The following is a 24,710-nucleotide window of genomic DNA, read 5'->3' as shown; positions in this document are numbered from 1 at the left end:
TGACCTCTCCCGCCATCTGTGTCCTAACTATTATTTCATTGGATAATCGCCAAATGTAGCAACCATAACTGCCTTGATGGTATGCAAACGGTTTTCTGCTTCTTGGAAAGCCAAGGAATTAGGGCCTTCAAATACGTCCTCTGTTACTTCGATACCATTCATGCCGAACCGTTCAAAGATATCTTTACCAACTTGTGTTTCTGTATTGTGGAATGCTGGTAAGCAGTGACAGAATTTTGTATTTGGATTGCCCGTTAAGGCCATCATGTCCGCATTGATTTGGAATGGTTTAAAGAGGTTAATCCGTTCTTCCCACATATCGTAGGTATCACCCATCGTTACCCATACGCCTGTGTAAATCACATCAAGACCTTTAACGCCTTCTGCCACATTATCTGTGCACGTAATCGTAGCGCCTGTTTCCTTTGCTACCTTCAAGCATTCTTCGTAGAACGGACCAGCTGGCCAGAATTGTTTAGGCCCGATAAGACGGAAATCCATGCCCATTTTTACGGCACCGCTCATCAAAGCATTACACATATTGGATTGACCATGACCTACATAAGCATAGGAAATTTCGTTCAATGGTTTATCGATATTTTCTTGCAATGTAAGGAAATTAGCCAATGTTTGTGTAGGATGGTCCATATCTGTTAAGCCATTCCATACAGGCACACCAGAATATTGTTCCAATGTGTCCACGTCTTCTTGGTCAAAGCCACGGAATTCAATGGCATCATACATGGAACCAAGAACACGAGCCGTATCCTTTAAGGATTCTTTTTTATTCATTTGAGAACCTGTAGGTCCAAGGTATGTCGTATGTGCCCCTTGGTCTGCTGCCCCTACTTCAAAGGCACACCGTGTTCTCGTAGAATCCTTTTCAAAGATGAGTACAAAATTTTTGCCTTCCATCGTTTTGATTTCTGTGCCCGCTTTTTTATCTGCCTTTAATTTAGCAGCTAGATCTAAGTAATATTTAATTTCTTCTGGTGTGTAATCTAGCATTGTCTTAAATGATTTATTATGTAAACTTTTCATGATAACTCCTTCAATCTATACGGTATATATTTATACAATTTTATTTTTGTTATTTATGAAAGCTACTCTTTCGGTTGTAAATATTCTGCAGCCAGTGCCGCCATCATGGTAATACCGGATTCTAAAATTTTTTCATCAATGGTAAATCCTGCATTATGAAGTGCTGGATTGCCTTCAAAACCAGTTCCTAACCAAAGGAAAGCGCCCTTGATTTTATGTAAGTATGCGGAAAAATCTTCTGCCGCCATAGACGGATGTTCTGGATGTACTACGGCGTCCTTGCCAAGGTATTTTTCTACAATGGATGTAGCATAGTCGATGGCATCTGGGTCATTCGTTGTCGCTCCATGACCACGTTTATAATCTAAGGTACTCTTTGTCTTGTACATCATATCCAAAGCTTGTAAACTTTCACCTAAACGACGTTCAATATAGTCACGTTTCGCTGGTTCGTAGGTACGGCAAGTCCCTTCGAGGTATACATCGCCGCAGCCCACATTATAGCGATCACCACCGTTGATTACCCCGATGGTGCATACGAGATTTTCCATTGGATTCGTCTCACGAGCCACCATGGACTCTACATTAACAATCCAGTTGGCAGCAGCCACGATGGCATCGATACCATTGTGAGGTTCTGCACCATGCGTAGATTTACCGTGAATATGAACGAGAAAATGATCAGATGCCGCCATAAGATGACCTTTCTTAAGGCCTACCGTGCCTACCGGCAATTGAGGCCATACATGAAGTCCAAAAATTTCATCTACATCATCTAGGATACCGCTGTCCACAATGCCTTGTGCACCAGGAAATAACGCCTCTTCTTCAGAAGGTTGGAATACGAGTTTAACGGTACCGTGCAATTCATCTTTAATAGATTGCAACACAGCCGCCGCACCAAGCAAAATCGATATATGTCCATCGTGTCCGCAAGCATGCATAACACCTTCGTTTTGTGATGCAAAAGGTAGTCCCGTCTCTTCATGGATTGGCAATGCATCAATATCGGCCCGTAACGCAATAACAGGGCCTGTGTGAGCGCCCTGTATTTCACCGATAACTGCATAATCTGAAACATCATTGACAAATGGAATCCCTAGTTCTCCAAGAGTCTTTTGAATGAATAAAGATGTTTCTTTTTCTTGACCAGATAATTCTGGATGACTATGAATATGTCGACGCCATGCTATAACTTGTTCTTTATATTGTGCTGCATATTTTTTTATTAAATCTTGTAATGTATTCATGACGTTATCTCCTTTATACACTGTATGTATATTTTATACATCATTTGTGTATTTTTATAACCTATGTACGTATTATAATACTATTGCTTATATTATTCAAGTTTTATACATATATTTTGTATTTTTATTTGTTATGCTATGCATTAATTTTAATCATAGAACTATAAGCTATAAATTATATGAATTTCTAAGTTTTACGAAAAAAGAGCTGTAATAGCATACGCATACTACTACAGCTCCATTTATTTTTCAATGACGGACTCATCTATCTGTGTTCCATCAGCCAAGAAGGCTCGTACAACTAATCGATTCGGTGTAACCGTCATCGTCATATAATTATTTTTTTCTCGATCCGGTGCCACATATACATCCAAAGGATGTTGTTGCCAATTAGGTCGTCGTGCATCACCCGCTATACCGGTCAAAATATACAATGGCCCTGATGCATCACGTTCAAAGTTACGCACATGACCACGATTACGATAGGAATGTAGATGAGCCGATAAGACTAAATCTACATTGAACTCATCAAAGATAGGCATAAATAATACGCCCTCTTCATCAAAGCCAGCAGCCCTACTCGCACCAGGACGATTAAAGGCATATTGGAATGGATCACGATGCATAAGAACTACGGTCCATTTCTTCGTATTCGATGCTAAATCTTGGCGTAGCCACTGCACCTGTACATCATATAAATCGGGATGATGTACATCATGGTTATCCTCATGAGTACTTTCATATAGCTGCGTATCCAACACAACATAATGGACATCGCCATAATCATAAGAATAATAATGGCGGTCAAATGTTGTATTTCCATTAGATGGTACATCAAAATAGTTCAAATAGGCACGTGGCTCACGCATCTTCCAATCTAGCGTATACATCTCGTGATTGCCCAATGTAGGGGCCAAAGGAATACGTGCACTCAACGGCTTAATAGAATCGAGCCACGTCCGCCATTGATAGGCCTGTTCCCCATTATCTACGAGGTCACCCATGCTGATATACAAGGCCGCATTTGGATTCCTATCAGCAGAATTTTTTACCAATTGCTCCCACCCAGAATAATCGCCAGATTGAGAATCTGGATAGATGAGAACCTCATACTCACCAGCACCTGCTGTTTCTAATGGATACCAATCACTACGGCGGTCTGTACTATAACCAATGCGATATTCATATTTAGTATCAGGTGTTAAATCTATAATCGTCCCCTCATGAATATACGTCATACTACCATCATCTGTGAAAGCTGCATCCGAAGCCGATAAGGTCTTAATATCATCACTACTAACTAGACGATACTCAATAACCGCATCAGGTTCACTGCTATCCGATTGCCACATAATGGTGCGGCTCGTGCTATTATCCTTTGCTACAATTTGGCGAATATAACGTCCTTCAGAATCTAAGAGCGGCTTGATTTCTTGACCGCTTACGATAGCCACAGCCCGAGCGATTCGACTGTAAATAGCCTCTCGATATGTATATCCACCTACAGAAATGGCTACCACAGATACAATAGCTAAAACAGAAGTAAATAATCGTTTTCTGTTCATATAATTCCTTTATTAACTAAACTATTTTGCTAACATTTAATATGAACACATTATAAAACTTAAACTTAACTTTAAGTCAAATAAGATTTTTCTATACTTCGTGAACATCTACTTTTCTATATCTTGCAGAAATACATCCCAACATATTTAATTGTGGTATATTCCATTCATTAGGTAAATAGATATCACACGTAATCTCATCACCTATAGAATTATTAGCTATAAATTGATAGCGCCCTAATTCTTCATTGCTGTATACTCTTTCAACCTGATTTAAAGTGGTACCCATCCAAAATCGACTAAATTCCGTCCAAATAGTTTCTGCATCAACACAAGACAGTTCAACCTGCAGTCTGTATTTTATACCCACTTTACAGCGTTTTTTTAATCCCTTTTCGTCAGCACTACAAACTTTAGTGGAACCTTTATCAAAAGACCATTCTAGACCGTCTAAGGATTGAACTTGGGTAGAAATGAGATTTTTAAAATTTGAAAAATCTGCAAGAAAATGTTTACACGCTACCTCAAATATATCTAATCTATTTATATTACTCAATTCACAATACCTCTATTAAAGAATTAAGCTACTATTTTTCGTAATATTGTTTCATTTGTGTATAGCCGTTGACAAGGACCTCAATTTCACCAGTTCTAGGATGGAAAATTAGACCGTGAATCGGCACATCTTTAGGAATCAACGGATTCATACGTAATTCATCTACTGTTTCCTCTACATTTTCAGCAGGATGTGTGAATCCATCCGCCCAATGTTCCATCTCCTTTTTCACCATATGAATGGCCTCAGGTGCAATACCACGAACTAACATTTTTTCTGTTAAATCTTTAGCCGTAGTTTTAGCCATACCACACTCATGATGACCGATGATAAAGATTTCGTTAACACCTAACTCATAAATGCAAACCAACAAACTACGAACGACACCATCAAAAGGTCCTGTAATACAATTACCTGCAGTCTTAACAATCTTAGCCTCACCACGACCAATATCCATGGAATCCTCTAAGAAATTCACAAGACGCGTATCCATGCACGTTACAATCGCCATCTGACGACTAGGCATCTTACTACATTTTGTATCTACATCAACATATCCTGTATTTTGATCTTCTACATATTCCTTATTATGCTTCAAAATATCATCAAGTAAACTCATATTTCCTCCAGGTAAAAAAGACCTTGTCTAAATTAAAGCAAGGTCTCTATATTTAATACATTCGATATTTTATTATACCATAAAACAAACAGACATTATTGTCCAAGTGAAGCTCATACTAGCACAGTGACTTTACTAGGTCAAGGCCCTCGGCCGAAGACCGTTAAGGTAGCTGGAACGAGCAAGTATGAGCTGAACGCCAAACTTTGGCCCTGCGTAGCCCGAAGGGCGAAGTCAGACCCGGCCGGTGGAGCGAGCAAGTACGGGCTACTCAACATGAATACTCTAGGTCTATACCTCACTAGCGATCCGGAGTCGCCAATGCCTCAATTGCGACACTGCCACCACGAACAACTTCGATGCGATTAACGAACATATCCTTAAACAAGGCAATCATATCATTGTTCTTGGATACTGTTTTCACGCATTGTACAAGTACAGATTTTCGATTGTAGTCAATGACCTTAAGGTCAAAGGTTTCTGCAATGCGGAATATTTCTTGTTTGTCCGATTCTTTACAGTTATTAACCTTGATGAATAATAATTCTTTTTTTGTAATCGGCATATCTGTAAAGTCGATAACCTTAATAACCTCAACACTGCGGTTAAGTTGCTTGATAATTTGTTCGTATGTCAAATCATCGCAAGTGAGTTCAATGGTCATACGTGACATGGTAGGGTCTTCTGTTTCACCTACTGTCAACGTATCAAGGTTATAATTTTTACCCGCGAAGAGGCCAGAAATTTTGGCCAATACGCCGATTTGGTTTTCTACATATGCTGAAATGCAGCGTTTTTCTAAATGTAATTCCATAGCCCCTCCTATTTTTTATCCTTTAATAACATGTCGCTCAACGATTTGCCGGCTGGTACCATTGGCAATACATTTAACTCAGTTGGAATGATGCATTCAATGAGTGTTGGTCCTTTTTTGAAAGCATCTGCCTTTTTAAACGCTCCTTCTAATTCTTCAGCTTTTGTAACACGTATACCTTGTGCGCCATAGGCCTCTGCTAATTTCACAAAATCTGGTACGTATTCAAATTCACCGTCATCGATCATATCACGAGTGACGATAGCACTTTCATCCATCAACAAATTAGTACATGCATAGCGTTTATCGTAGAATAATTGTTGCCACTGACGTACATTACCAAGATAGCCATTATTGATAACAACCAAGGTCACAGGCAAATGGTAATGCATAGCTGTTGCAAATTCTTGAATATTCATTTGCACACCCCCATCACCACAAATGGCGAATACACGTTTTGTAGGATTACCAAATTGAGCACCAATAGCCGCAGGGAATCCATAGCCCATCGTACCTAAGCCGCCGGATGTCAACAATTGATGATTACCTTCGATTTCAAGGAATTGCGTAGTCCACAATTGGTTTTGACCTACATCAGTTGCCACCACTGGACGGTCATAATGGTCATTAATGTAGTCGATAATATTTTGTGGCGTAAGACCTTCTTCACCAGCTTGCGTAACAGGACGCTCTTCTTTTAACTGTTGCAATTGAGCCGGCCAATCGCCTAGATCGTGAGGTTCAATATATTCTAATAGAGCTTCAATAGCTAATTTTGCATCCGCCACGATTGGAATATCTACCTTAATATTTTTAGAGATAGATGCAGCATCTACATCAATATGTACAATTTTGCAGTTTTGTGCAAATGTACTCAATTTACCGGTGATACGGTCATTGAAACGCGTACCAATGGAAATCATAACATCACAATCGGTAATGGCCACATTCGGTGCATAACCACCGTGAATGCCTACATTGCCTAAGTACAATGGATGATAGGAACTAATAGCACCTTTCCCCATCAAGGTAGTGACCACAGGGATACCCGTTTTATCTACCAGTTGAGTCATCAATTCATTGGCGCCACTGATGCTAATACCGCCACCTAATAAGAATAAAGGACGTTTAGCCTTAGCAATAACGGAGCACGCTTTTTTTACCTGACCAATGTGAACTGTGGTATTGGGCTTATAACCACGAATGTTAACTTCATCAGGATATACATCAGACCCCATCGCTTTTTGGATATTCTTAGGAATATCTACGACAACAGGACCCGGGCGGCCTGTACGAGCAATGTAAAAGGCTTCTTTCAAAATACGACCTAGATCTTTACGGTCACGAACCGTAACAGCATACTTACTTACATTACGAACAATGCCGACCGTATCTACTTCTTGGAATGCGTCATTGCCCATCAATGCTAAATCTACTTGGCCTGTAATACACACCATAGGTACACTATCTGAGTAGGCTGTAGCAATACCAGTAACAAGATTTGTCGCACCTGGGCCAGAGGTAACCATACAAACGCCAACCTTGCCAGTGCTGCGTGCATAACCATCAGCAGCATGTGCTAATGCTTGCTCATGGCGAGGTAAGATTACTTTCACCTGATCTTGTTTATATAATTCATCCATTATATCGATGGTTGCTGCGCCAGGATAGTTGAATAAAATATCAACATTCTCCTCTTGCAATGCTTTCACCACGTATGCGGCACCTGAAATCATAGCCATCCTCCTATATATCAACCTACAAATGCTAGTAGATTATATCTGAAAAATTGAATATTGTTATTATTTATGATATACTTTTTAATATATCACATCTTAGTTGATGTGAGTATGAAATAACTCAATAAATCACTAAATTTAGTCGTATTTTCTGAAAGGACTGAATACTATGAAAGAAATTCTAGGTTTCCACTTAAACGGTTGCCCTTATTGCCATAACGCATTCCGTGCAATCGAAGAATTGCAAGCAGAAAATCCTGCATATAAAAATATCAAAATCGACTGGGTTGAGGATCAAGATGCTCACGAATTATTCAAAACGCATCCATATGAATACTACCCTAACCTTTGGTTCGGTACTGATAAACAATACGAAGCACAACCTGGTGAAAGCTATGACCAAACTAAGGCATACATCAAGGCTGTATTCGATAAAGCGCTTGCATAAAACTATATAACCAATAAAAATGCACCTCTAACATACCATCTAATGTTAGGGGTGCATTTTAGTATAATAAAAGGTTATAGGGTTATAGCTTTTTGGGTACTATAAATTTACTGATTGCCTTATACACAATTAAAATCAATGCAATCTCTAAGGGGAAACAAATAATATTTTTAATAAGACGTCCAACAAATATAGCGGATACAGCTTTATTATAAAATATTGTCAGCCACAGTGTATTCAATAGCAAATGTATGCATACTGTCACAATCGCTTCTGGTAAAAGTAATCGTTTAAATGTAACATTACGACCATGTAAAAAATGTCCATACACATAGCCTACAAGAAATTCAGATACGATAAAGCCGGGAAAGAATACGCCTTGTCCAAATAGAGCCATGCCTATAAAGCAGGCAATAGCAGCCATTATACCAGCTGCCATCGGCCCATAAAGAATGGCAAATATAGCGGTTGATAGAAATCCAAAAGTGATATGTATAAAGGTAGTGTGAATAGCAAATATATAAGATAGTAAAACCGTCAACGCTACAAATATTCCCGTTCTTACAATCATATCAGTTTTCATGAGATATATGGCTCCTTTTTCTATCCTTCCACTCTAAATACATATGACGAACAACCTGAATTGGAGAGTGTAGTAACATCCGCGGGCCACCGTAGCGCATGATTTCACGGATTTTTCCTCGGTACGTCGGCGCATAACAATGTGTTTTACATACGCTACAAAACGTCTTATGCTCCATGTGTGGGCATACATCGATGCGATGCTGTGCATACTGCCATACCTCTTCACAATCTTCGCATAGTTGGCCCTTTGGCGTATGATGTTTATCATGACAATAGATGCCAATGATTTGACGCATCGTTTTGAGTTCTAATTGACGCTTTTCTTCTACTGTCATAATGCCTCCTATTTAACCGACCAAGATACCCATGCAACCGTATCCACTGTCTTATTATGAATTTTACCATCAATAGCACGCGGTTCAATGAGTTGTCTAATTTCTCGCTTCATATCTTCCATGGTGCCCCACTCATTATTGTGGAGACGCATCGTGAAATAATCTACCGCTTTATCAAGGCTCATAACCTCTGTTTCGGGTACAGTTTTATACGTAACTTTCACATTATGACCTATCTCATGAATGGCATCTAAACATGCTTTCATCTTACCAGCCCACGGAAATGAATCTCGTCCGAAGAAATGTTCTGACAACATATCTACCGTTTCATCCATACGTTCACTAAACGCAATCCATAGACATGTATCATGGCTTGCATCATGCATGGCCCGTATATTCTCTACATCAAACATGATAGGACAAAAAATACTATACGCCAAATCAAAGGATTTATCCCAGCCTAATTTCTGCCTAGTTTCTTCAGACCATGGTGCAATATATAGGCTCACATCAAGGCCTTCTTTATCTGCCAGTTGTTTTGCACCATGAATCATGCCATCGGACAAATCAATTCCCGTAGTTTTGTAACCTTCTCTAGCTAATCCAAGTGCATAATCACCAACACCACAACCAATGTCGAGAGCGGTCCCACCATTTGGAGGTAATAGATGTTCGTCCTTTAAAAATGAGAGAAAGTCAGTTACCTGTGCCTTACGATCTGCTCGATTATGTAGTTCTACGAAAAATTTAGATCGATTATTCCAGGCCGCTTGTTCATCGCGCCAATCATGGAGATCAACGGATACTTCTTGTATTGTATTATTCATATTATATCCTCTACTATGATACTGTATATGTGACTGTAAATATAGTTAACACAATATCCATATGGCCCTATCGTTCCAAATGGGCAGTTCAGATTTTGTATATGGATACTATACTTTTTATTGTATATTATTCTCAATAATTTTTGTGTTACTATAGTCACATTTACATATATTATCTAAAGTATCGAATATCCTATTCTATATATTTACATTGTATCGGATAAAATATATCGTATAGAACGTCCCTTACCAATCTGTTTAAGTCGCCCCTTCTCCACTAATCGTCGTAACACTCTACCGCTCGTGGCCTGTGCTACTTTTAATTCTGTATCAACATCACTCCGTTTGATGCTTCCACAATCACGAACTAGATTAATGATCTGCTCTTCTTGCTGATAGCTAATTTTAGGTACATTGTGTTCAGATATAGGCTCATCGATATTGCAATTTGGTAATATTAATTTAAATGCATTAGTAGTCACAATAATTTGAGGTTTAACCGTTTTATTTTTATAGGCATCCATAATTTTTTGTAAGCCTGTCCCATAGGCTTCAATTAATTCTAACCGATAAAATACATTAGCTAATTTGGGATTCCGGCACAATGAAAACCCATCTAATAAAATATCGTCTAAACTAGTTCTAGGTGGCAACCCGCCAAGCGATGTAAACTCAATACGATTATCATATATGCCTATGGTTGGACTGGCCATATACGAATAATCTCTATGAACTAGCATATTTAATAATGCTTCACGAATAGCAATCTGTGGATAATCTCGTTTATCCTTTCTATGAAGCCCTTCAATAGTGGCTTTAACTGCATTTCGATTATCTATATACTCGTACGCTTCATATAATTGATCTAATAAGGCCCCTCTGATTTCACGCCTATCTCTAAAAATATATCCATCTGTTCCCTGAAATACTGCGATTTTCAACTCATGAGGACATTGATCAGACAATAGCAACCCCAGATTGGTATAAATATCATCAAATTCAGTAATTCCTAAGGTTCTTTTTTGCAGATCATTAAAGGCTAGAGTTTTACCATCAAATTCATGTTTTAACCGTTTAAATGTTAATTTTTGTTGTAAGGATCTAGCACTTTCGTAACTATCTCCGTCAGTATCGCGAATCATATCCTTAATTAACATATCACTAGCTGGCACAGAAGCGAAACCTTGTCGCACATATACACCACTAGGTTTTAATCCCTTACTATGAATATAATAAGGTCTTAACGTGCCACGTTGGACTGTAATTTTTAATATATTTTTATCATGCTCTACCAAATTATCGTAATGAATAAATGCAGTAATATCTGGCTTAATGGAATCTCGCACTAAATTACCTATTTTCAACATAAGAGCATCACAATCATCTATACCTACAATATCGCCATTATCATCAATACCAACATAAATAGTACCACCATTAGTATTAGCAAAGGCAATAATCTCCTTTCGAATATCCGTTGTATATTCTCTTTTCAACTCTATTATTTCCGATTCTTTATACATATAAACCTCCTTTCTAATCTAATCTAATCTAATCCAATCTAATCTAATCTAATCTAATCTAATCACATTGTACTATTTTAATGATTAGAAAACAATATATTTCATTATTTCCCAATAATCATCAAAAGGGACTATACCCACATGCAATATATTTGCATAAGGTATAGTCCCTTATAGTTAGATAAATTATTTTTTATCATCTTGCTTAGTTTCTTCTGTATCTACAGATTTACCAAGCTCATTTTGTTTTAAAACTTGTTGTTCTAATTCTTCTACACTAGTTGGTTGTTCAGATTGTTCAGGTTTATCTTGAGGTTTAAATTCAGCAGGTTTCTTATCGAATGTATCTCTAAGTTTATCAGTACCTTCTTTAGCTAAGTTTTTGATAGCCTCAGGATCTGCACCGCTGAATGCTGCAAGAGCTTCTTCATTCTTAGGATCAAAGAATGGCGCTTGTTTAAAGCCCAACATAGCAGCTACGAATACCATGGGAATTTGCGCAATAGCACTGTTGTATTCTTTTACTTGGAAATTATAAATTTCGCGTTTATTAGAAATGAAAGTTTCATTTTCACTAATCGCTTCTAAAAATTTACCATATTGACTATCTGCTTTTAACTCTGGGAATTGATTAGCTAACGCCGTAATATTTTGAACAGCCTTAGCCGTTGCACGTGCCATTTCCAAGAAATTATCAGACACCTTTAATTGAATAGATTTCTCATAATCGCCATATTCATCAACTAAACCAGAGTATTGATTGATAATAGCTACCTTTTTCTCATAGGCTACGATAATATTAGCGCGAGCTTCTTTAATCTCTACAGTTAATTTTTGCAATGCATTATATTGCTTAATAAAGAAAATTACCAATGCTAATATCAGCAGAAATATTAATGAACTCATATAATCCTCTCTCCATATCTGTAATTCTATAATGAAAACCAAACTAACATGAACAACATGAATAATTTGGTAACATTATACCATATCAAATATATAACTGATATGAAATTTCATTCATGAAGTACAAACTATAGAATACATTTTATGAACCTGTTATAAGCCGATATATTGAAGTTTCGCCATCTAAACGATGCATACCTTTCGACTATTAATAGCTATGCCATTGGATTCCAATTCGCTTTATTATCCTCTATATAATTGATGATATCCAAGGTGAAAGCATCATTACTCATATACTCTTGATTAGAAAATTCCCAATACACTGATGTCAGTACATCATCAGTACTAGGAGTAGCCGCTAATTTCTCTTCTACTAATTTTCTTGTTTCCCTTTTGCGGTTCGTGCATGTGTGTCCATTCATTTCTCTCCTATTAATACATACAAATAACGCTTCAATGTTAACGATAAAAATTATTTCGTACACCACTTATATTTATTATAATAAAGAAAAGGAGGACTTGAAAGTATGGGAACCTATATACTAATCCTAATGTTTGTATTAGTTGCTATTGCCGTGACATTTGCGACTTATAACTTATCTATGATTAAATCCATGCCGCCTGAAGAACGTTATAAACTTCTCTATTTTAAAGATGATCAAGTCTCTATAGGCATTGGTTTAGTAAGAAGAGCCTATAAATTAAAAGATATTCGCGAAGTGCGTTTCTCTAAAGGCAAAAAATTCCGCAGCATGGGTAGCTGGGCCGGAAGAATGAAGATTTGCAAAATAAATGGTAAAACAAGTCGTTGGATAGAATTTGATGGTACTGTCTATTACAAAAAAATGGTATATATATCTAACGAAGAAATTATTGATAAATCAATAGACATACTCATGAAAGAATTTAGATCTAGAGGAATTCAATGTAATAAATATAGATAGTAACATATAAAAACGGCTTCTCGAAATTTCGAGAAGCCGTTTGCTATTGGTGCGCCTAGCAGGATTCGAACCTGCGCACCCGGTTCCGGAGACCGGCGCTCTATCCCCTGAGCTATAGGCGCATGTGTACTAAAGAATTATACCATATTACAGCATGCTTCGATAGTATAAAGTATATTAGCACATGGACATATAACATACGCCCCTATCATTAGCTAATCGATGAAATAATAATAGAGGCGTATTATTTTACATATTCTTTTTAATGATCTGTAAGAGTGCATCACAGCTACGACTGACATCATCATAGGTTTCGTCAAAGTTTCCCGTATACCAAGGATCTTTTACATCTCGGCTTTCACCAACAAAGGTCATAGCCTTATGCACCTTATGATCCACATCATCACCGATAATACGACGTAAGTTTCGTGCATTATTTTCATCCATGATGATGAGATAATCAAATTTACGGTAATCATCCATTGTCACTTGGCGCGCCTTACGACGAGTATAAGGAATACCCATTTCATCTAATTTTTGTTTAGTACCATAATGAGTATCATTTCCTATCTCCTCACGAGATGTGGCAGCAGATTCGATATAAATAGAATCAGTCAAACCTGCCTCGTTAACGATATGCTTCATATAAAACTCTGCCATCGTAGAACGACAAATATTTCCGTGACAGATAAATAAAACATTAACCATTATATCTCCTTTAACACCACACCAAGTGCCAAATTATTAACGTACAAAGTTCGTAGATACATTTTTCTCTGTATCTGGATATGGCACACCTTGCTCCTTGGCTACCGCAAAGCTACGCATCATCCAAATCATATTACGTGCAAGGTTGCGCATAGTTTGCATCCCTTCTTCATCCTGTTTAGCATCCGCTGCTACTAGGCCATGGCTAATATTCCAATATGTAGAGCCTGCAATTGGCATTTGAGAAATACCAAAGTATTTATTGAGTACATCAAAGGACGCCGTTGTACCACCACGACGAGCTACAGCAATAGATGCACCTGGTTTAAAGGCAAATGGATTTGGTGTTACATTTTCTGCACTGAAAAATACACGATCTAAAAAGGATAAAATACGACCACTTGGATGTGCATAATATACAGGTGTTGCAAAGATAAAACCATCTGCATCTTTCGCTTTTTCTACGAAAGAATTTACATCATCATCCTTAAATACACATTCACCATGCTCAAAACAATAGCCACATTGAATACAATCACGAATAGGTTTATTGCCAAGTTGAATGACCTCTGTATCTACATTAGCATCACTGAATACCTTTTGTACCTCTTGTATAGCTTGCATAGTCGTGCCATTCACATGACTACTACCATTTACGATTAAAACTTTCATATTGTAGCCTCCTAATTCTTACTTAAGAAGTTTTATAAATTCTAGTTTTTATATATTAGCATAGAAATGTGAATTTGTTAAATTAATAGATTTCCTTGCTGCAATACACTAATTATGACATAATAAAGGCATAATTAAGATTATTTTAGGAGGTGAAAATATGCCAAGAATAATACCTATGAAAGACTTACGCAATACAAATGAAATCATGGATATGTGTAAGGAATCTAATGATCCTATTTTCGTTACAAAAAACGGATACGGTGAACTTGTTATTATGAGTATGGAAGCATACGAATCACTAACACGCTCTAACGAAATCGATAAAGCAATAACACAATATGAATCAGATATAGCTAATCATGTGCATGGAAAAGATGCAAGAACCCTCTTTTCAGAATTAAAGGAGGAGTATCTTGGACACCTATAAAGTCACAATTTTCCCCTCTGCAGAATCGGACCTCCATAATATATTTATGTACATTCTAGATAAGCTTGTATCACCAAATACTGCACTAGAAATATATAGTGATTTACTTCAAATGATTTTGAGTCTTGAAACCTATCCAACACGTGGCAGTTTACGAAAAGTTGGTCAATATCGTAATAAAGGATACAGACAGCTCTTTTATAAAAATTACACTATCGTTTATGCAGTTAAAGATAATGAAAAAGAAGTACATATCATCGCCGTAAAATATACCCCTAGTAATTTTTAATAAATAATCAATTATCATATTATAAAACAAAAAATTTTTATCTTATAAACAAAAAATGTAGTAGCTCTCTTTCAGGCTACTACATTTTTTCATATATTCAATTAAAAGTTATGTCGTACCCCCGCATCGATACGCCATGTATTATCTATAGTAGCACCAAAGTTTTTCGTAAATGTGCCATATAGGTATGTACTAGGGCGAACACTCCAGGAGCCACCGATTTCAGCATCAAGCCAAGTATCTTTCAAATCAAGTTCTGTTTTTACTGTTGGATTGCCTGGTGCGGAATAGGTTGTATTCATCTTGCCAGAGAATTCATGAGCCAATGCGAGTTTTGCAAAGATGTTGGATTTTTCTGTTTCTTTGCCAATGCCAAAGCCTAATCTACCTACAGCAGAGTTAACGCCGTCAGCTTTCACATGCATGGAGCCACCGCCAGCAATATTAGCATCATAGGATACGCCATTCAAACGACCTACGATGAATTCTACGCTAGGGTCGATGTAGAAGCCATTTTGTTTCTTAATGCGTTTACCGTATTCAGCACTCAAGGATGTGCCAAATGTGTGGTAATCACCGTTCACACGTTGACCGCCTACCGAATAAAGTTTGTAATTATTGGACAAACGGTTGCCACGAGCGATGATGTCTAGATAGCGACCATCATCATGTTGTTTTGTGCCATATAACGCAAGGCCTCCAATTTTACCATCACCACTGCCAACGGCATAGGTATTGCTAGATGTACTGTAATCTAGGGCACCGCCAAAGATCCAGCCATTAGATGCCTTATGGTCGTAACCAAGTTGTACACCATTATAGGTCATACGAGCATCAGCGCCATCTGTAATCTTTGATTTACCACCAATATATTTAGCCCACACACCTTGATCTGTATTAGCTAAACGAAGGTCGCCTAAACGACGTTGTAAATCGTTTGTATTATTACGCCATGCCATAGCCGTAGATGCAAGAGCGGATTTTGTACCGCTTACCAATGAGGATTCCCCAGCGTGTTTAACAGTCGCTGTATTACCTACAACGAGATTACCTTGCGCATCAAACGCATCTGTACCAAGTTCTGCAACAGCTGCAGGGCGTGTTATGCCTTCATTGATTTGAACTGCGGTAGCTAGTTTTTTATCATTTCCAGTGTATTGCAATTTATTAGCCAAAGATTGCATTTCAGCACGATAGCTAGCATCATCGGTTAAGTTTTTAGCACTATCCCCTTGCACCATTACATGGCTATTGTCAGCTGCATGTTGGATAATGATTTGCCCCTTACCTTCTTCACTAGCTGGTGTACCTGCTTTGTAATCAGCATTCACAAAGCCACTATAGTTTTGAATCGTGATTGGACGTGCATCGATTGGATGAATGATACCTGCTGCAGTTGGATTTGCTCCACCTACGAGATTACGTACTTTACTGCCCTTATATAGGTACGCCTCATTATCCCCAGAAGGACGTTCTTTTTTAGGCGTAGGACGTTCCATGCCAATCCATTCATTATTCCAAGTAGCCCCATTTTGTAGATAAATATCCGCACCAGAATTATGTGGATTTTTATTGCTTTCAGCATATTCATTCAAAACAGCACCGGTAAGGCTAGAGTTAGGTGTTGTGAAAGCTAGTGCTATATTAGTTGGTTCAACATTATGATTTGGATCACGGCCATAGTCCTTGTTGATAAGTCCCACATTACCAACAGCAACTAGGTCCTTAGTACCTGGATGTTTGCCATCAGCGCCTGCATTAACATATACATCCCCTTCTTCTGCTACTACAGAATAGGTATCAGATGTTTCTACAGGATGCGTGATAATCTTACCGCCTCCATCAACAAGGATATGACCTCGTTGATTGACTTGTAAACCAGAGCCGATAGCATCAATATCTACATTGCCTTTAACATGAATATTAGTATCCCCAAAATCTCGGTCCGGATTATCCTTGCTAAGACGTGGTACCTTACCGCCGTAACCAGCATAAACAGCACTCATATAATAATGACCCAATTCTCGTTTAGAAGCAGGCGCATCATTTTTAAGACGAACCACTAAATCCTTATCTACCGTTAACTGGGATCCAAATCCATTATAGATACCTGTTACATTTTTACTTTTACCTGCATCGGTCAAGCTTTTACCATGTACATTAACAGTTAATGTATCTTCAAAATGCTTAACCTCTGGTTGCGTTTGTGTAGGGGACCCCATGGATAAACCAAGTAATTCTTCTGCTTTATCACTTGATACATTAATATCAGTAGCCCCAGCAGAATAAGATAAACCTGTTAACACTAAAGCAGCCATGACTGCCGATACATGACGATATAATTTCATAAAGTTCTCTCTTCTTTCTTAGCCAGTCTTAATTTACACTCTCAACAGACTGGTTTATATACACTCAAAAACATAGAAAGACCCCCTAAGGCCAACTTAGGAGGTCTTTTATTAACTCACACACTCGGTAAGTACTAGAAAATACTAATTATTATTCTTCAGGAGAAATAAGGAATGACAATGCACTAAAGTATTTATTTTGTTCCCCTTTATTTTGTGTAGGGAATGCTACTTCTACGCCCACTACATTTAAGCCATCAGCAGTAACCGCTACCGTAGCTTTACCGTTTTCATCAGCTTTAGCTTCACCAGTCAAATCATTGACTAAATCTTTAATAAGAGGTGCATTTGCATAAGGTTTACCATCTTTCAATACTTGAATTTCATAAGTATCGCCTTTTCTAAGTGTTAATGGGTTAACAGATGGAATGATTTGGATAAATGCATTTTTATCTACGAAAGGTTTTGCTTGTGCATTCCAATAGTGAATATCATATTTGATAGCATGTGTACTCTTAACAGCACCTGGTACTTCTGTAATTGGTTTATGAATCATTTTGCCATCTTTAGTTTTAGTCCAGTAGCCATAGTCAAAATTAGTTACTGTAACACCAAGATCTGCTGGTGGAACAATAGCTATATTTTTTTCATGTTTAACAACTTGTACTGGAATTTGTTTGCCTTGTACATCATAGCCAGTAATGTTTTTCACCATATCTGCACTATAGGCATTATCTACCGGGCCTTCACCAAGAACTAATACTTTTTCATCGGTACGGTTAGCAAAGAATACACCATGAGCGTCAACGGAAGAGCATACAAAACCTGCAGCCAAACCTACAGCAAATAAGGATGCTAATAATTTCTTATTCATAAGAACCTCCATAATCAATAACTTATATCAACAAACTTGCTATTATTATACAAATTTATGGAGGTTTCGTATATACCTATACCCGTATAATCAAGCTATTATGCATACTTTATATATATAGGCATTACTATGCTTATCTATCATAAATGATAAATTTATCATCTAACATTCATATGCATATAATAAATAGGAATACCTAAACCTTACAAAAATACAAAAACGACACTCACTAGGAGTGTCGTTTTCATATATCTTGTATAGATATTATTTTTTATTTTTTGCAGCTTTCGCACGTGCAGCACGATCAAGGATTGTTTTACGCATACGAATGCTTTCAGGTGTTACTTCAACAAGTTCGTCATCGTTGATCCACTCAAGAGCTTGTTCCAAGGAGAAGATACGAGGTGGAGTCAAGCGAACCGCTTCATCAGAGGAGCTAGAACGCATGTTAGTAACGTGTTTTTTCTTACATGGGTTAACATCCATATCAAGTTCACGAGTATTTTCACCGATAACTTGGCCTGCATACACGTCTTGGTTAGGACCAACAAACAATGTACCACGGTCTTGAACAGAGTTCAAACCATATGGTGTAGTTTCGCCATTTTCGAATGCTACCAAGGCACCGCGTGTACGGGAAGGAATTTCACCTTTGTATGGTGCATAACCATGGAATACATGGTTCATGATACCATTACCTTTTGTAGCTGTTAAGAATTGTGCACGGAAACCGATCAAACCACGTGCAGGAATTACGAATTCCATGCGAAGGTAACCAGCTAACTCAACCATGTTAGTCAATTCAGCTTTACGTTGACCAAGATTTTCCATTACAGTGCCCATGAATTCTTGAGGTACGTCGATAGTCAATGCTTCTAATGGTTCGCACAATTTGTCGTTAATAGTTTTGAAAATTACGCGAGGTTTACCTACTTGTAATTCATAGCCTTCACGACGCATAGTTTCGATCAATACAGCCAAATGCAATTCGCCACGGCCAGATACTTTGAAAGCATCTGCAGAATCAGTTTCTTCTACCTTCATAGAAACGTTAGTTTCTACTTCGCGGAACAAACGATCACGTAAGTGACGGGATGTAACGAATTCACCTTCGCGACCTGCGAATGGAGAGTTGTTTACGGAGAATACCATAGACAATGTTGGTTCGTCGATGGAGATGGATGGTAATGCTTCAGGATTTTCAGCATCTGCTACAGTTTCGCCGATATTGATATCGTCGATACCAGCGAACGCAATGATATCACCCATTTGTGCTTCATCAGTTTCAACACGGTTCAAGCCATTGTATGTATATACGCGGCCAATTTTCGCTTTACGAGTACTTTCACCAGTCATGATAGCTACTTGTTGGTTAGTTTTCATTTTACCGCGAACGATACGGCCTACTGCGATTTTACCGATAAAGTTATCGTAATCAAGTGTAGTAACCATGAATTGAAGAGGACCTTCCAAATCACCTTGTGGTGCAGGAATTTCTTTAATCAATGTTTCAAACAATGGTTCCATATTTACAGCTTCGTCATCCCAGTTAGTTTTAGCCACACCAGCACGAGCAGATGCGTATACTACAGGGAAATCTAATTGGTCATCATCAGCTTCAAGTTCCATGAACAATTCAAGAACTTCATCTTCAACCTCTTTAACACGTTGGTCAGGACGGTCAATTTTGTTGATAACAACGATTGGTTTCAATTTTTGTTCTAATGCTTTACGCAAAACATATTTAGTTTGAGGCATTGGACCTTCGTAAGCGTCTACGAGAAGCAATACGCCGTCAACCATGTTAAGTACACGTTCTACTTCACCGCCGAAGTCAGCATGGCCTGGAGTATCAACGATGTTGATTTTGATGCCATCATGCATAACTGCAGTGTTTTTAGACAAGATAGTAATACCACGTTCACGTTCCAAATCATTGGAGTCCATTACGCGTTCTGCTACCTTTTCATTTTCACGGAACACATGGCTTTGTTTTAATAATGCGTCCACCAAAGTAGTTTTACCATGGTCAACGTGGGCGATAATCGCTACATTACGAAGATTTTCGCGAATCATAAGATCCTCCCTTTAATTCCTTTAGTATATTCTATATCATATAACGCTTGTGAAAGTCGCTATATAGGTATATTCCCAAAATTGGCAACACTTAATTATAACGTAACTAATTCAATCATGTCAAAGAAAACACTATAAAAAAAGATTTCTTATGAATTCATCATACCTAAAAAAGGATAACGGTTCATAAGAAATCTTGTATGAGTATTTAGTTTGTATTAATCTTCGCCAATCATACGTACTTCTGGTTCAAGATGCACACCATGTTGGTCATATACGCGACGTTGTACTTCAGCAATTAAATCGAGTACATCCTTCGCACTAGCACTGCCTGTATTAATAACAAAGCCCGCATGCTTATGGGATACTTGCGCATCTCCTACGGATAATCCCTTTAGGCCTGTTTGTTCAATCAAGGTTCCTGCAAAATACCCTGGTGGGCGTTTAAAGGTGGATCCAGCACTAGCAAATTCTAAAGGCTGTTTGGACTCGCGTTTCTCTGTAAGCTCATCCATTCTAGCCTTGATAACATTTTTATCGCCTGGTTTAAGCGTCATAATCACTTCGCCAATAACCTCATGATTATCATGGAATACACTATGACGATACCCAAAATCTAAATGCGATGCATCGTATTCTTTGATATTGCCTTGAAAATCTACAGCTCGAACAGCTGTAACGACATGGCTCATTTCCCCATCATAAGCGCCAGCATTCATAAACACGGCACCCCCTAATGTACCTGGAATACCGATGGCAAACTCTAGGCCAGTCAATCCATTTTCCCATGCGAACTCAGAAGCGTCTTTCAACATATACCCAGAACCGATACACAATACGTTATCATTGCAGTCCATAATTTGTGTCATATGTCGAACAGATACAACAGCACCGCGAATGCCACCATCCTTCACGAGAATATTGGATCCGCAACCAATAATGGTAACAGGCACATCAAACTCGTGAATGGTGCGAAGCGCAAAGCTCAATTCAGCCATCGTTGTAGGCTCAACGAACAAATCAGCAGGACCACCAATTTTAAAGGTCGTATGATGACGTAAATATTCCTCTTCTCGTACACGTGTACTTGGTAATGTTTCTAATAAAGCCGTCTGTAAGGCCTTAATGTTGTGGTTGTTGTTTTTCCCCATGATCTAACACTTTCATCCCCTCAGTGATTGGTTCGCTAATGATTTTATAAATATCATTAGATACTTGGCTCCAACGCATTTGCGCTTGCAAATAATTAGCCGCTGCCGTATTTGCTTGAATTTGAGGCATCAATTCCTCTTGTTTCTTTTGCAAATCATCTGCTTCAGGCGCGCCGGACAACTTAGCATATTCCCATTGCATTTGTTGAGCCATAAATGTGCGCACCAATGCAGTTGCTTCTGCGTCAGCTTTCACAGCCTCTTGCGCTTGCATCAACTCTTTATACTCTTCAGATTCACGCATTGCGTGTGCTAAATCATGGGCTTTATCGTAATTCATATTCATTCCCCCTATTGTATACACTATTCTTTGTGAAAGCTAAGTCTCACGAACATCATACATTATTTTACTTATGGCTAATCCAATTGCCAACTTCTTTCAAATCTGGATAATCCAATTGACGCATAGCCTCATAGGCAATAATAGCCACAGAATTAGAAAGGTTTAAAGACCGAGCCTCTTCCACCATAGGAATGCGAATGCACGTTTCCTCATTACCTTCTAATAAACTTTCAGGTAAACCTCTAGTTTCAGGACCAAACACGAGCATATCACCGATTTCAAATTTCACATCAGAATGCACATGTTTTGCCTTTGTAGTAGCATAAAAATAACGACGATCAGGATATTTCGCATATAGTTCTTCTATATTTTCATGTACCTGTACATCTACCAAATGCCAATAATCAAGGCCCGCTCGTTTAACGTGCTTGTCATCAATGGAAAAACCCAATGGCTTGATAAGATGCAAGGTCATATGATTTGCCGCACAAAGGCGTGCAATATTACCGGTATTACCAGGAATCTCCGGTTCATATAATACAATTTCCATATTATTCCCTCTATTCTTATATCTATATTATTCTACCTAATCTAAAGTACGTATTCAAGTAGTGAATTCTATTTTTCCTAGGTGGGACACAAATAGCCCTACACCACTAAGATTATTTACTGCTACTTCGAATAAAATGGCCGCTCTTGCCCCCATCTTTTTCAACGAGATACGTAGGCCCCATAATCATGCCTTTATCAATGGCCTTGCACATATCGTATACCGTAAGAAGGCCCACTTGAACAGCCGTAAGTGCCTCCATTTCCACACCGGTTTGCCCCGTTGTCTTAACCGTAGCCGTAATTTTAACCGCTTTATTATGTGTATCCGTTGTGAAAGCCGGACTTTCACCATCAGCAAGGTGACAATGAACCTCGACCTTCGTAAGCATCAAGGGATGGCACAACGGAATGAGATTACTCGTTTGCTTAGCCCCCATAATGGCAGCCAATTGAGCGACAGACAAAACATCCCCTTTCTTCATCGTCCCACCTTGAATGCGCTCAAAAATATCATCATTGATAGCGATAAAACCTTCTGCTACCGCAATGCGATGCGTATGGTCCTTTCCCGAAACATCCACCATCCACGCATTACCTTGTTCATCAAAATGTGTTAATTCCATAATATTTCCTTATTTTATGTATAAATGTACATCAATAGTTTTACTTTTTCCATTTCTATTATACAATATAATTAAATTAGTATATATGAGGAAGGAAGTGTTCCTATGAAAACAAAATTAACTTATTTCGGCCATGCGTGCTTTATGTTAACAAACGGTGACGTATCCATGATTTTCGACCCATTTTTAACAGGCAATACATGGGACATCGCAAAAAAAGAAGATATTAAATGCCAATACATCTTCGTCAGCCACGGTCACGATGATCACTACGGCGACACAGAGTTCATCGCTAAAGCTAACGATGCGCTCGTAATCTCTACAGCTGAAGTTGCTGGCAAAGCAGCTGCTGCAGGTTGCCGTACACACGCGATGCACCTTGGCGGTAAATATGACTTTGAATTCGGTTCTATTCGTATCGTTCCAGCCTTCCATGGCGCAGGTGTACCAGGTGGCCACGCAGCAGGTTGTATCGTCAACTTTTTTGGCGACATCGTATACTTTGCAGGCGATACTGCCCTCTTTAGCGACATGAAACTATTAAACCGCTTTGGCGATATCGACTACGCACTTCTCCCTATCGGTGATAACTACACAATGGGCGTTGAAGATGCAGCCCTTGCAGCTAGCTATGTAAAAGCTCGCATCTCCATCCCAATCCATTACAAAACATGGCCTGTCATCGACCGCGAACCAGCTGTATTCACAAGCCTAGTAGAAGGCAAATACAACCAAACTGCGGTTATTATCGATCCAGGTTCTTCTATTGAATTAAATAGCTAACCAAGTATAGAACATCAAGAAGACACCTACTTCCGAAATCTTCCACCGGCTTTTTCTTCGCCCCTCTGGGGCTCAGGCCAAAGTCAGATTTCGAAAGCAGGTGTCTCCTCGCTCTTCATCACTACATAAAACAAATATATTCAATAGACTTTACAAAAAAAGGACGCAATGCGTCCTTTTTTATTTTGGAAATAACGTAACAATCTTAATTGATTAAGTATCATCTCCGCTCAAAAGAAAGTTAGGGACCTCTAAAATTTAACCCGTCCCGCCCTCTGTATATACGTCTAAAAATTAGAACCCTAGTGTAATCGGTAACTTAACACTCTTAATTGATTAAGTATCATCTGCGCTCAAAAAAAAGTTAGGGACCTCTAAAATCTAACCCGTCCCCCTCTGTATATGCGTCTAAAAATTAGAACAGGCCTGTTCTATTTCTAGAGCCCCAGTGTAATAGGCAACTTAACAATCTTAATAGACTAAATTAACGAGACGTTCAGAGGGGAGGTGAGGGTGTTTAAAATCTGACTTTGGCCTGAGCCCGTCTCCTCGTCACCAGAGTAATCAGCAACTTAACAATCTTATTGATCAAATTAATAGAAGGTTCAAAGGAGCGCGATGGCTTTCAAAATCTGACTTTGGCCTGAGCTCGCGGAGCGAAGAAAAAGCCGGTGGAAGATTTTGGAAGCCATCGCGCCCCCTGCCGTAT

27 protein-coding genes and 1 tRNA gene are annotated in these 24,710 nt (G+C 38.5%); 5 read left to right on the top strand and 23 right to left on the bottom strand.

Going from position 1 to position 24,710, the window contains the following annotated elements; translation table 11 throughout:
* Positions 1-30 precede the first annotated feature (30 nt).
* The 7 genes from argF to ilvB all read right to left on the bottom strand — a co-directional run bounded on the left by argF (position 31) and on the right by ilvB (position 7,581).
* On the bottom strand, positions 31-1,041 hold the full coding sequence (argF, locus tag HMPREF1151_RS07085; protein ID WP_005378617.1) for an ornithine carbamoyltransferase: 1,011 nt from the start codon (positions 1,039-1,041) through the stop codon (positions 31-33).
* 62 nt (positions 1,042-1,103) lie between these two features.
* Complete coding sequence (locus HMPREF1151_RS07080; RefSeq protein WP_009661551.1) at positions 1,104-2,291, bottom strand: M20 family metallopeptidase; 1,188 nt, start codon at positions 2,289-2,291, stop codon at positions 1,104-1,106.
* Positions 2,292-2,533: 242 nt separating this feature from the next.
* The gene (locus HMPREF1151_RS07075; protein WP_009661577.1) at positions 2,534-3,856 is read right to left on the bottom strand and encodes a metallophosphoesterase family protein; all 1,323 of its coding nucleotides are present in this window, start codon (positions 3,854-3,856) and stop codon (positions 2,534-2,536) included.
* Between the two features lie 91 nt (positions 3,857-3,947).
* Positions 3,948-4,412, bottom strand: coding sequence for a hypothetical protein (locus tag HMPREF1151_RS07070; RefSeq protein WP_009661561.1), 465 nt, complete (start codon positions 4,410-4,412; stop codon positions 3,948-3,950).
* A 31-nt stretch (positions 4,413-4,443) separates the two neighbouring features.
* Positions 4,444-5,031 (bottom strand): carbonic anhydrase, encoded by a 588-nt coding sequence (locus tag HMPREF1151_RS07065; protein WP_009661620.1) that lies wholly within the window; start codon positions 5,029-5,031, stop codon positions 4,444-4,446.
* A 301-nt stretch (positions 5,032-5,332) separates the two neighbouring features.
* On the bottom strand, positions 5,333-5,845 hold the full coding sequence (gene ilvN / locus HMPREF1151_RS07060; protein ID WP_005382900.1) for an acetolactate synthase small subunit: 513 nt from the start codon (positions 5,843-5,845) through the stop codon (positions 5,333-5,335).
* Between the two features lie 8 nt (positions 5,846-5,853).
* Entirely contained in the window at positions 5,854-7,581 is a 1,728-nt protein-coding gene (gene ilvB, locus HMPREF1151_RS07055) for a biosynthetic-type acetolactate synthase large subunit (RefSeq protein WP_009661552.1), read from the bottom strand.
* A gap of 172 nt (positions 7,582-7,753) precedes the next feature.
* Here ilvB and HMPREF1151_RS07050 point away from each other — a divergent pair, with 172 nt between their 5' ends.
* Positions 7,754-8,032: a glutaredoxin gene (locus HMPREF1151_RS07050; protein ID WP_005378607.1), complete on the top strand. Its 279-nt coding sequence runs from the start codon at positions 7,754-7,756 to the stop codon at positions 8,030-8,032.
* 82 nt (positions 8,033-8,114) lie between these two features.
* Here the strand turns inward: HMPREF1151_RS07050 and HMPREF1151_RS07045 are convergent, their stop codons facing one another.
* From HMPREF1151_RS07045 to HMPREF1151_RS07020, 6 genes are all read right to left on the bottom strand, one after another.
* Positions 8,115-8,615: a folate family ECF transporter S component gene (locus HMPREF1151_RS07045; protein ID WP_005378600.1), complete on the bottom strand. Its 501-nt coding sequence runs from the start codon at positions 8,613-8,615 to the stop codon at positions 8,115-8,117.
* Positions 8,605-8,952, bottom strand: a complete 348-nt coding sequence (locus HMPREF1151_RS07040; RefSeq protein WP_005378649.1) for a nitrous oxide-stimulated promoter family protein — start codon at positions 8,950-8,952, stop codon at positions 8,605-8,607. The genes HMPREF1151_RS07045 and HMPREF1151_RS07040 overlap by 11 nt, the downstream gene beginning before the upstream one ends.
* Positions 8,953-8,960: 8 nt before the next feature.
* Positions 8,961-9,779, bottom strand: coding sequence for a class I SAM-dependent methyltransferase (locus HMPREF1151_RS07035; protein ID WP_009661582.1), 819 nt, complete (start codon positions 9,777-9,779; stop codon positions 8,961-8,963).
* A 206-nt stretch (positions 9,780-9,985) separates the two neighbouring features.
* Complete coding sequence (locus tag HMPREF1151_RS07030) at positions 9,986-11,302, bottom strand: RNA-binding domain-containing protein (RefSeq protein WP_009661603.1); 1,317 nt, start codon at positions 11,300-11,302, stop codon at positions 9,986-9,988.
* 186 nt (positions 11,303-11,488) lie between these two features.
* A complete protein-coding gene (locus tag HMPREF1151_RS07025; protein WP_009661564.1) occupies positions 11,489-12,208 on the bottom strand; it encodes a LemA family protein in 720 nt (239 codons plus the stop codon).
* Positions 12,209-12,423: 215 nt separating this feature from the next.
* Positions 12,424-12,630, bottom strand: a complete 207-nt coding sequence (locus HMPREF1151_RS07020; protein WP_009661553.1) for a hypothetical protein — start codon at positions 12,628-12,630, stop codon at positions 12,424-12,426.
* A gap of 105 nt (positions 12,631-12,735) precedes the next feature.
* On the opposite strand from HMPREF1151_RS07020, the gene HMPREF1151_RS07015 reads away from it, so the two are divergent.
* Entirely contained in the window at positions 12,736-13,152 is a 417-nt protein-coding gene (locus tag HMPREF1151_RS07015) for a hypothetical protein (RefSeq protein WP_009661559.1), read from the top strand.
* Between the two features lie 47 nt (positions 13,153-13,199).
* Here the strand turns inward: HMPREF1151_RS07015 and HMPREF1151_RS07010 are convergent.
* The 3 genes from HMPREF1151_RS07010 to HMPREF1151_RS07000 form a co-directional block, all read right to left on the bottom strand.
* Positions 13,200-13,274 (bottom strand) — tRNA-Arg (locus HMPREF1151_RS07010).
* A 127-nt stretch (positions 13,275-13,401) separates the two neighbouring features.
* Positions 13,402-13,860 (bottom strand): low molecular weight protein-tyrosine-phosphatase, encoded by a 459-nt coding sequence (locus HMPREF1151_RS07005; RefSeq protein WP_009661575.1) that lies wholly within the window; start codon positions 13,858-13,860, stop codon positions 13,402-13,404.
* 36 nt (positions 13,861-13,896) lie between these two features.
* Positions 13,897-14,532 (bottom strand): flavodoxin family protein, encoded by a 636-nt coding sequence (locus HMPREF1151_RS07000; RefSeq protein WP_009661578.1) that lies wholly within the window; start codon positions 14,530-14,532, stop codon positions 13,897-13,899.
* A 160-nt stretch (positions 14,533-14,692) separates the two neighbouring features.
* On the opposite strand from HMPREF1151_RS07000, the gene HMPREF1151_RS06995 reads away from it, so the two are divergent.
* Both HMPREF1151_RS06995 and HMPREF1151_RS06990 read left to right on the top strand, forming a co-directional pair.
* A complete protein-coding gene (locus tag HMPREF1151_RS06995; RefSeq protein WP_009661589.1) occupies positions 14,693-14,962 on the top strand; it encodes a type II toxin-antitoxin system Phd/YefM family antitoxin in 270 nt (89 codons plus the stop codon).
* The gene (locus HMPREF1151_RS06990; RefSeq protein ID WP_038141484.1) at positions 14,949-15,251 is read left to right on the top strand and encodes a type II toxin-antitoxin system RelE/ParE family toxin; all 303 of its coding nucleotides are present in this window, start codon (positions 14,949-14,951) and stop codon (positions 15,249-15,251) included. The genes HMPREF1151_RS06995 and HMPREF1151_RS06990 overlap by 14 nt, the downstream gene beginning before the upstream one ends.
* Before the next feature lie 101 nt (positions 15,252-15,352).
* Here HMPREF1151_RS06990 and HMPREF1151_RS06985 read toward each other — a convergent pair whose 3' ends face one another.
* The 7 genes from HMPREF1151_RS06985 to moaC all read right to left on the bottom strand — a co-directional run bounded on the left by HMPREF1151_RS06985 (position 15,353) and on the right by moaC (position 23,218).
* The gene (locus HMPREF1151_RS06985) at positions 15,353-17,599 is read right to left on the bottom strand and encodes an autotransporter outer membrane beta-barrel domain-containing protein (protein WP_009661602.1); all 2,247 of its coding nucleotides are present in this window, start codon (positions 17,597-17,599) and stop codon (positions 15,353-15,355) included.
* A 151-nt stretch (positions 17,600-17,750) separates the two neighbouring features.
* Entirely contained in the window at positions 17,751-18,473 is a 723-nt protein-coding gene (locus HMPREF1151_RS06980; RefSeq protein ID WP_005381927.1) for a DUF4198 domain-containing protein, read from the bottom strand.
* A 264-nt stretch (positions 18,474-18,737) separates the two neighbouring features.
* A complete protein-coding gene (gene typA / locus HMPREF1151_RS06975) occupies positions 18,738-20,549 on the bottom strand; it encodes a translational GTPase TypA (RefSeq protein WP_009661616.1) in 1,812 nt (603 codons plus the stop codon).
* 218 nt (positions 20,550-20,767) lie between these two features.
* On the bottom strand, positions 20,768-21,700 hold the full coding sequence (murB, locus tag HMPREF1151_RS06970; RefSeq protein ID WP_005378587.1) for a UDP-N-acetylmuramate dehydrogenase: 933 nt from the start codon (positions 21,698-21,700) through the stop codon (positions 20,768-20,770).
* Positions 21,672-22,040: a YlbF family regulator gene (locus HMPREF1151_RS06965; protein ID WP_005378601.1), complete on the bottom strand. Its 369-nt coding sequence runs from the start codon at positions 22,038-22,040 to the stop codon at positions 21,672-21,674. Before HMPREF1151_RS06965 ends, murB begins: the two co-directional genes overlap by 29 nt.
* A gap of 67 nt (positions 22,041-22,107) precedes the next feature.
* Positions 22,108-22,593 carry a tRNA (uridine(34)/cytosine(34)/5-carboxymethylaminomethyluridine(34)-2'-O)-methyltransferase TrmL gene (trmL, locus tag HMPREF1151_RS06960; protein ID WP_005381877.1) on the bottom strand — a complete coding sequence of 162 codons (486 nt, stop codon included), beginning with the start codon at positions 22,591-22,593 and terminating at the stop codon, positions 22,108-22,110.
* 112 nt (positions 22,594-22,705) lie between these two features.
* Positions 22,706-23,218, bottom strand: a complete 513-nt coding sequence (gene moaC / locus HMPREF1151_RS06955) for a cyclic pyranopterin monophosphate synthase MoaC (protein ID WP_009661600.1) — start codon at positions 23,216-23,218, stop codon at positions 22,706-22,708.
* A gap of 105 nt (positions 23,219-23,323) precedes the next feature.
* On the opposite strand from moaC, the gene HMPREF1151_RS06950 reads away from it, so the two are divergent.
* Positions 23,324-24,001 carry a metal-dependent hydrolase gene (locus HMPREF1151_RS06950; RefSeq protein WP_009661580.1) on the top strand — a complete coding sequence of 226 codons (678 nt, stop codon included), beginning with the start codon at positions 23,324-23,326 and terminating at the stop codon, positions 23,999-24,001.
* The last annotated feature ends 709 nt before the right edge of the window (positions 24,002-24,710 follow it).

Source organism: Veillonella sp. ACP1 (genome assembly GCF_000286635.1).
Lineage (GTDB): Bacteria > Bacillota > Negativicutes > Veillonellales > Veillonellaceae > Veillonella > Veillonella atypica.
This window is presented reverse-complemented; position numbering and strand designations above follow the sequence as displayed.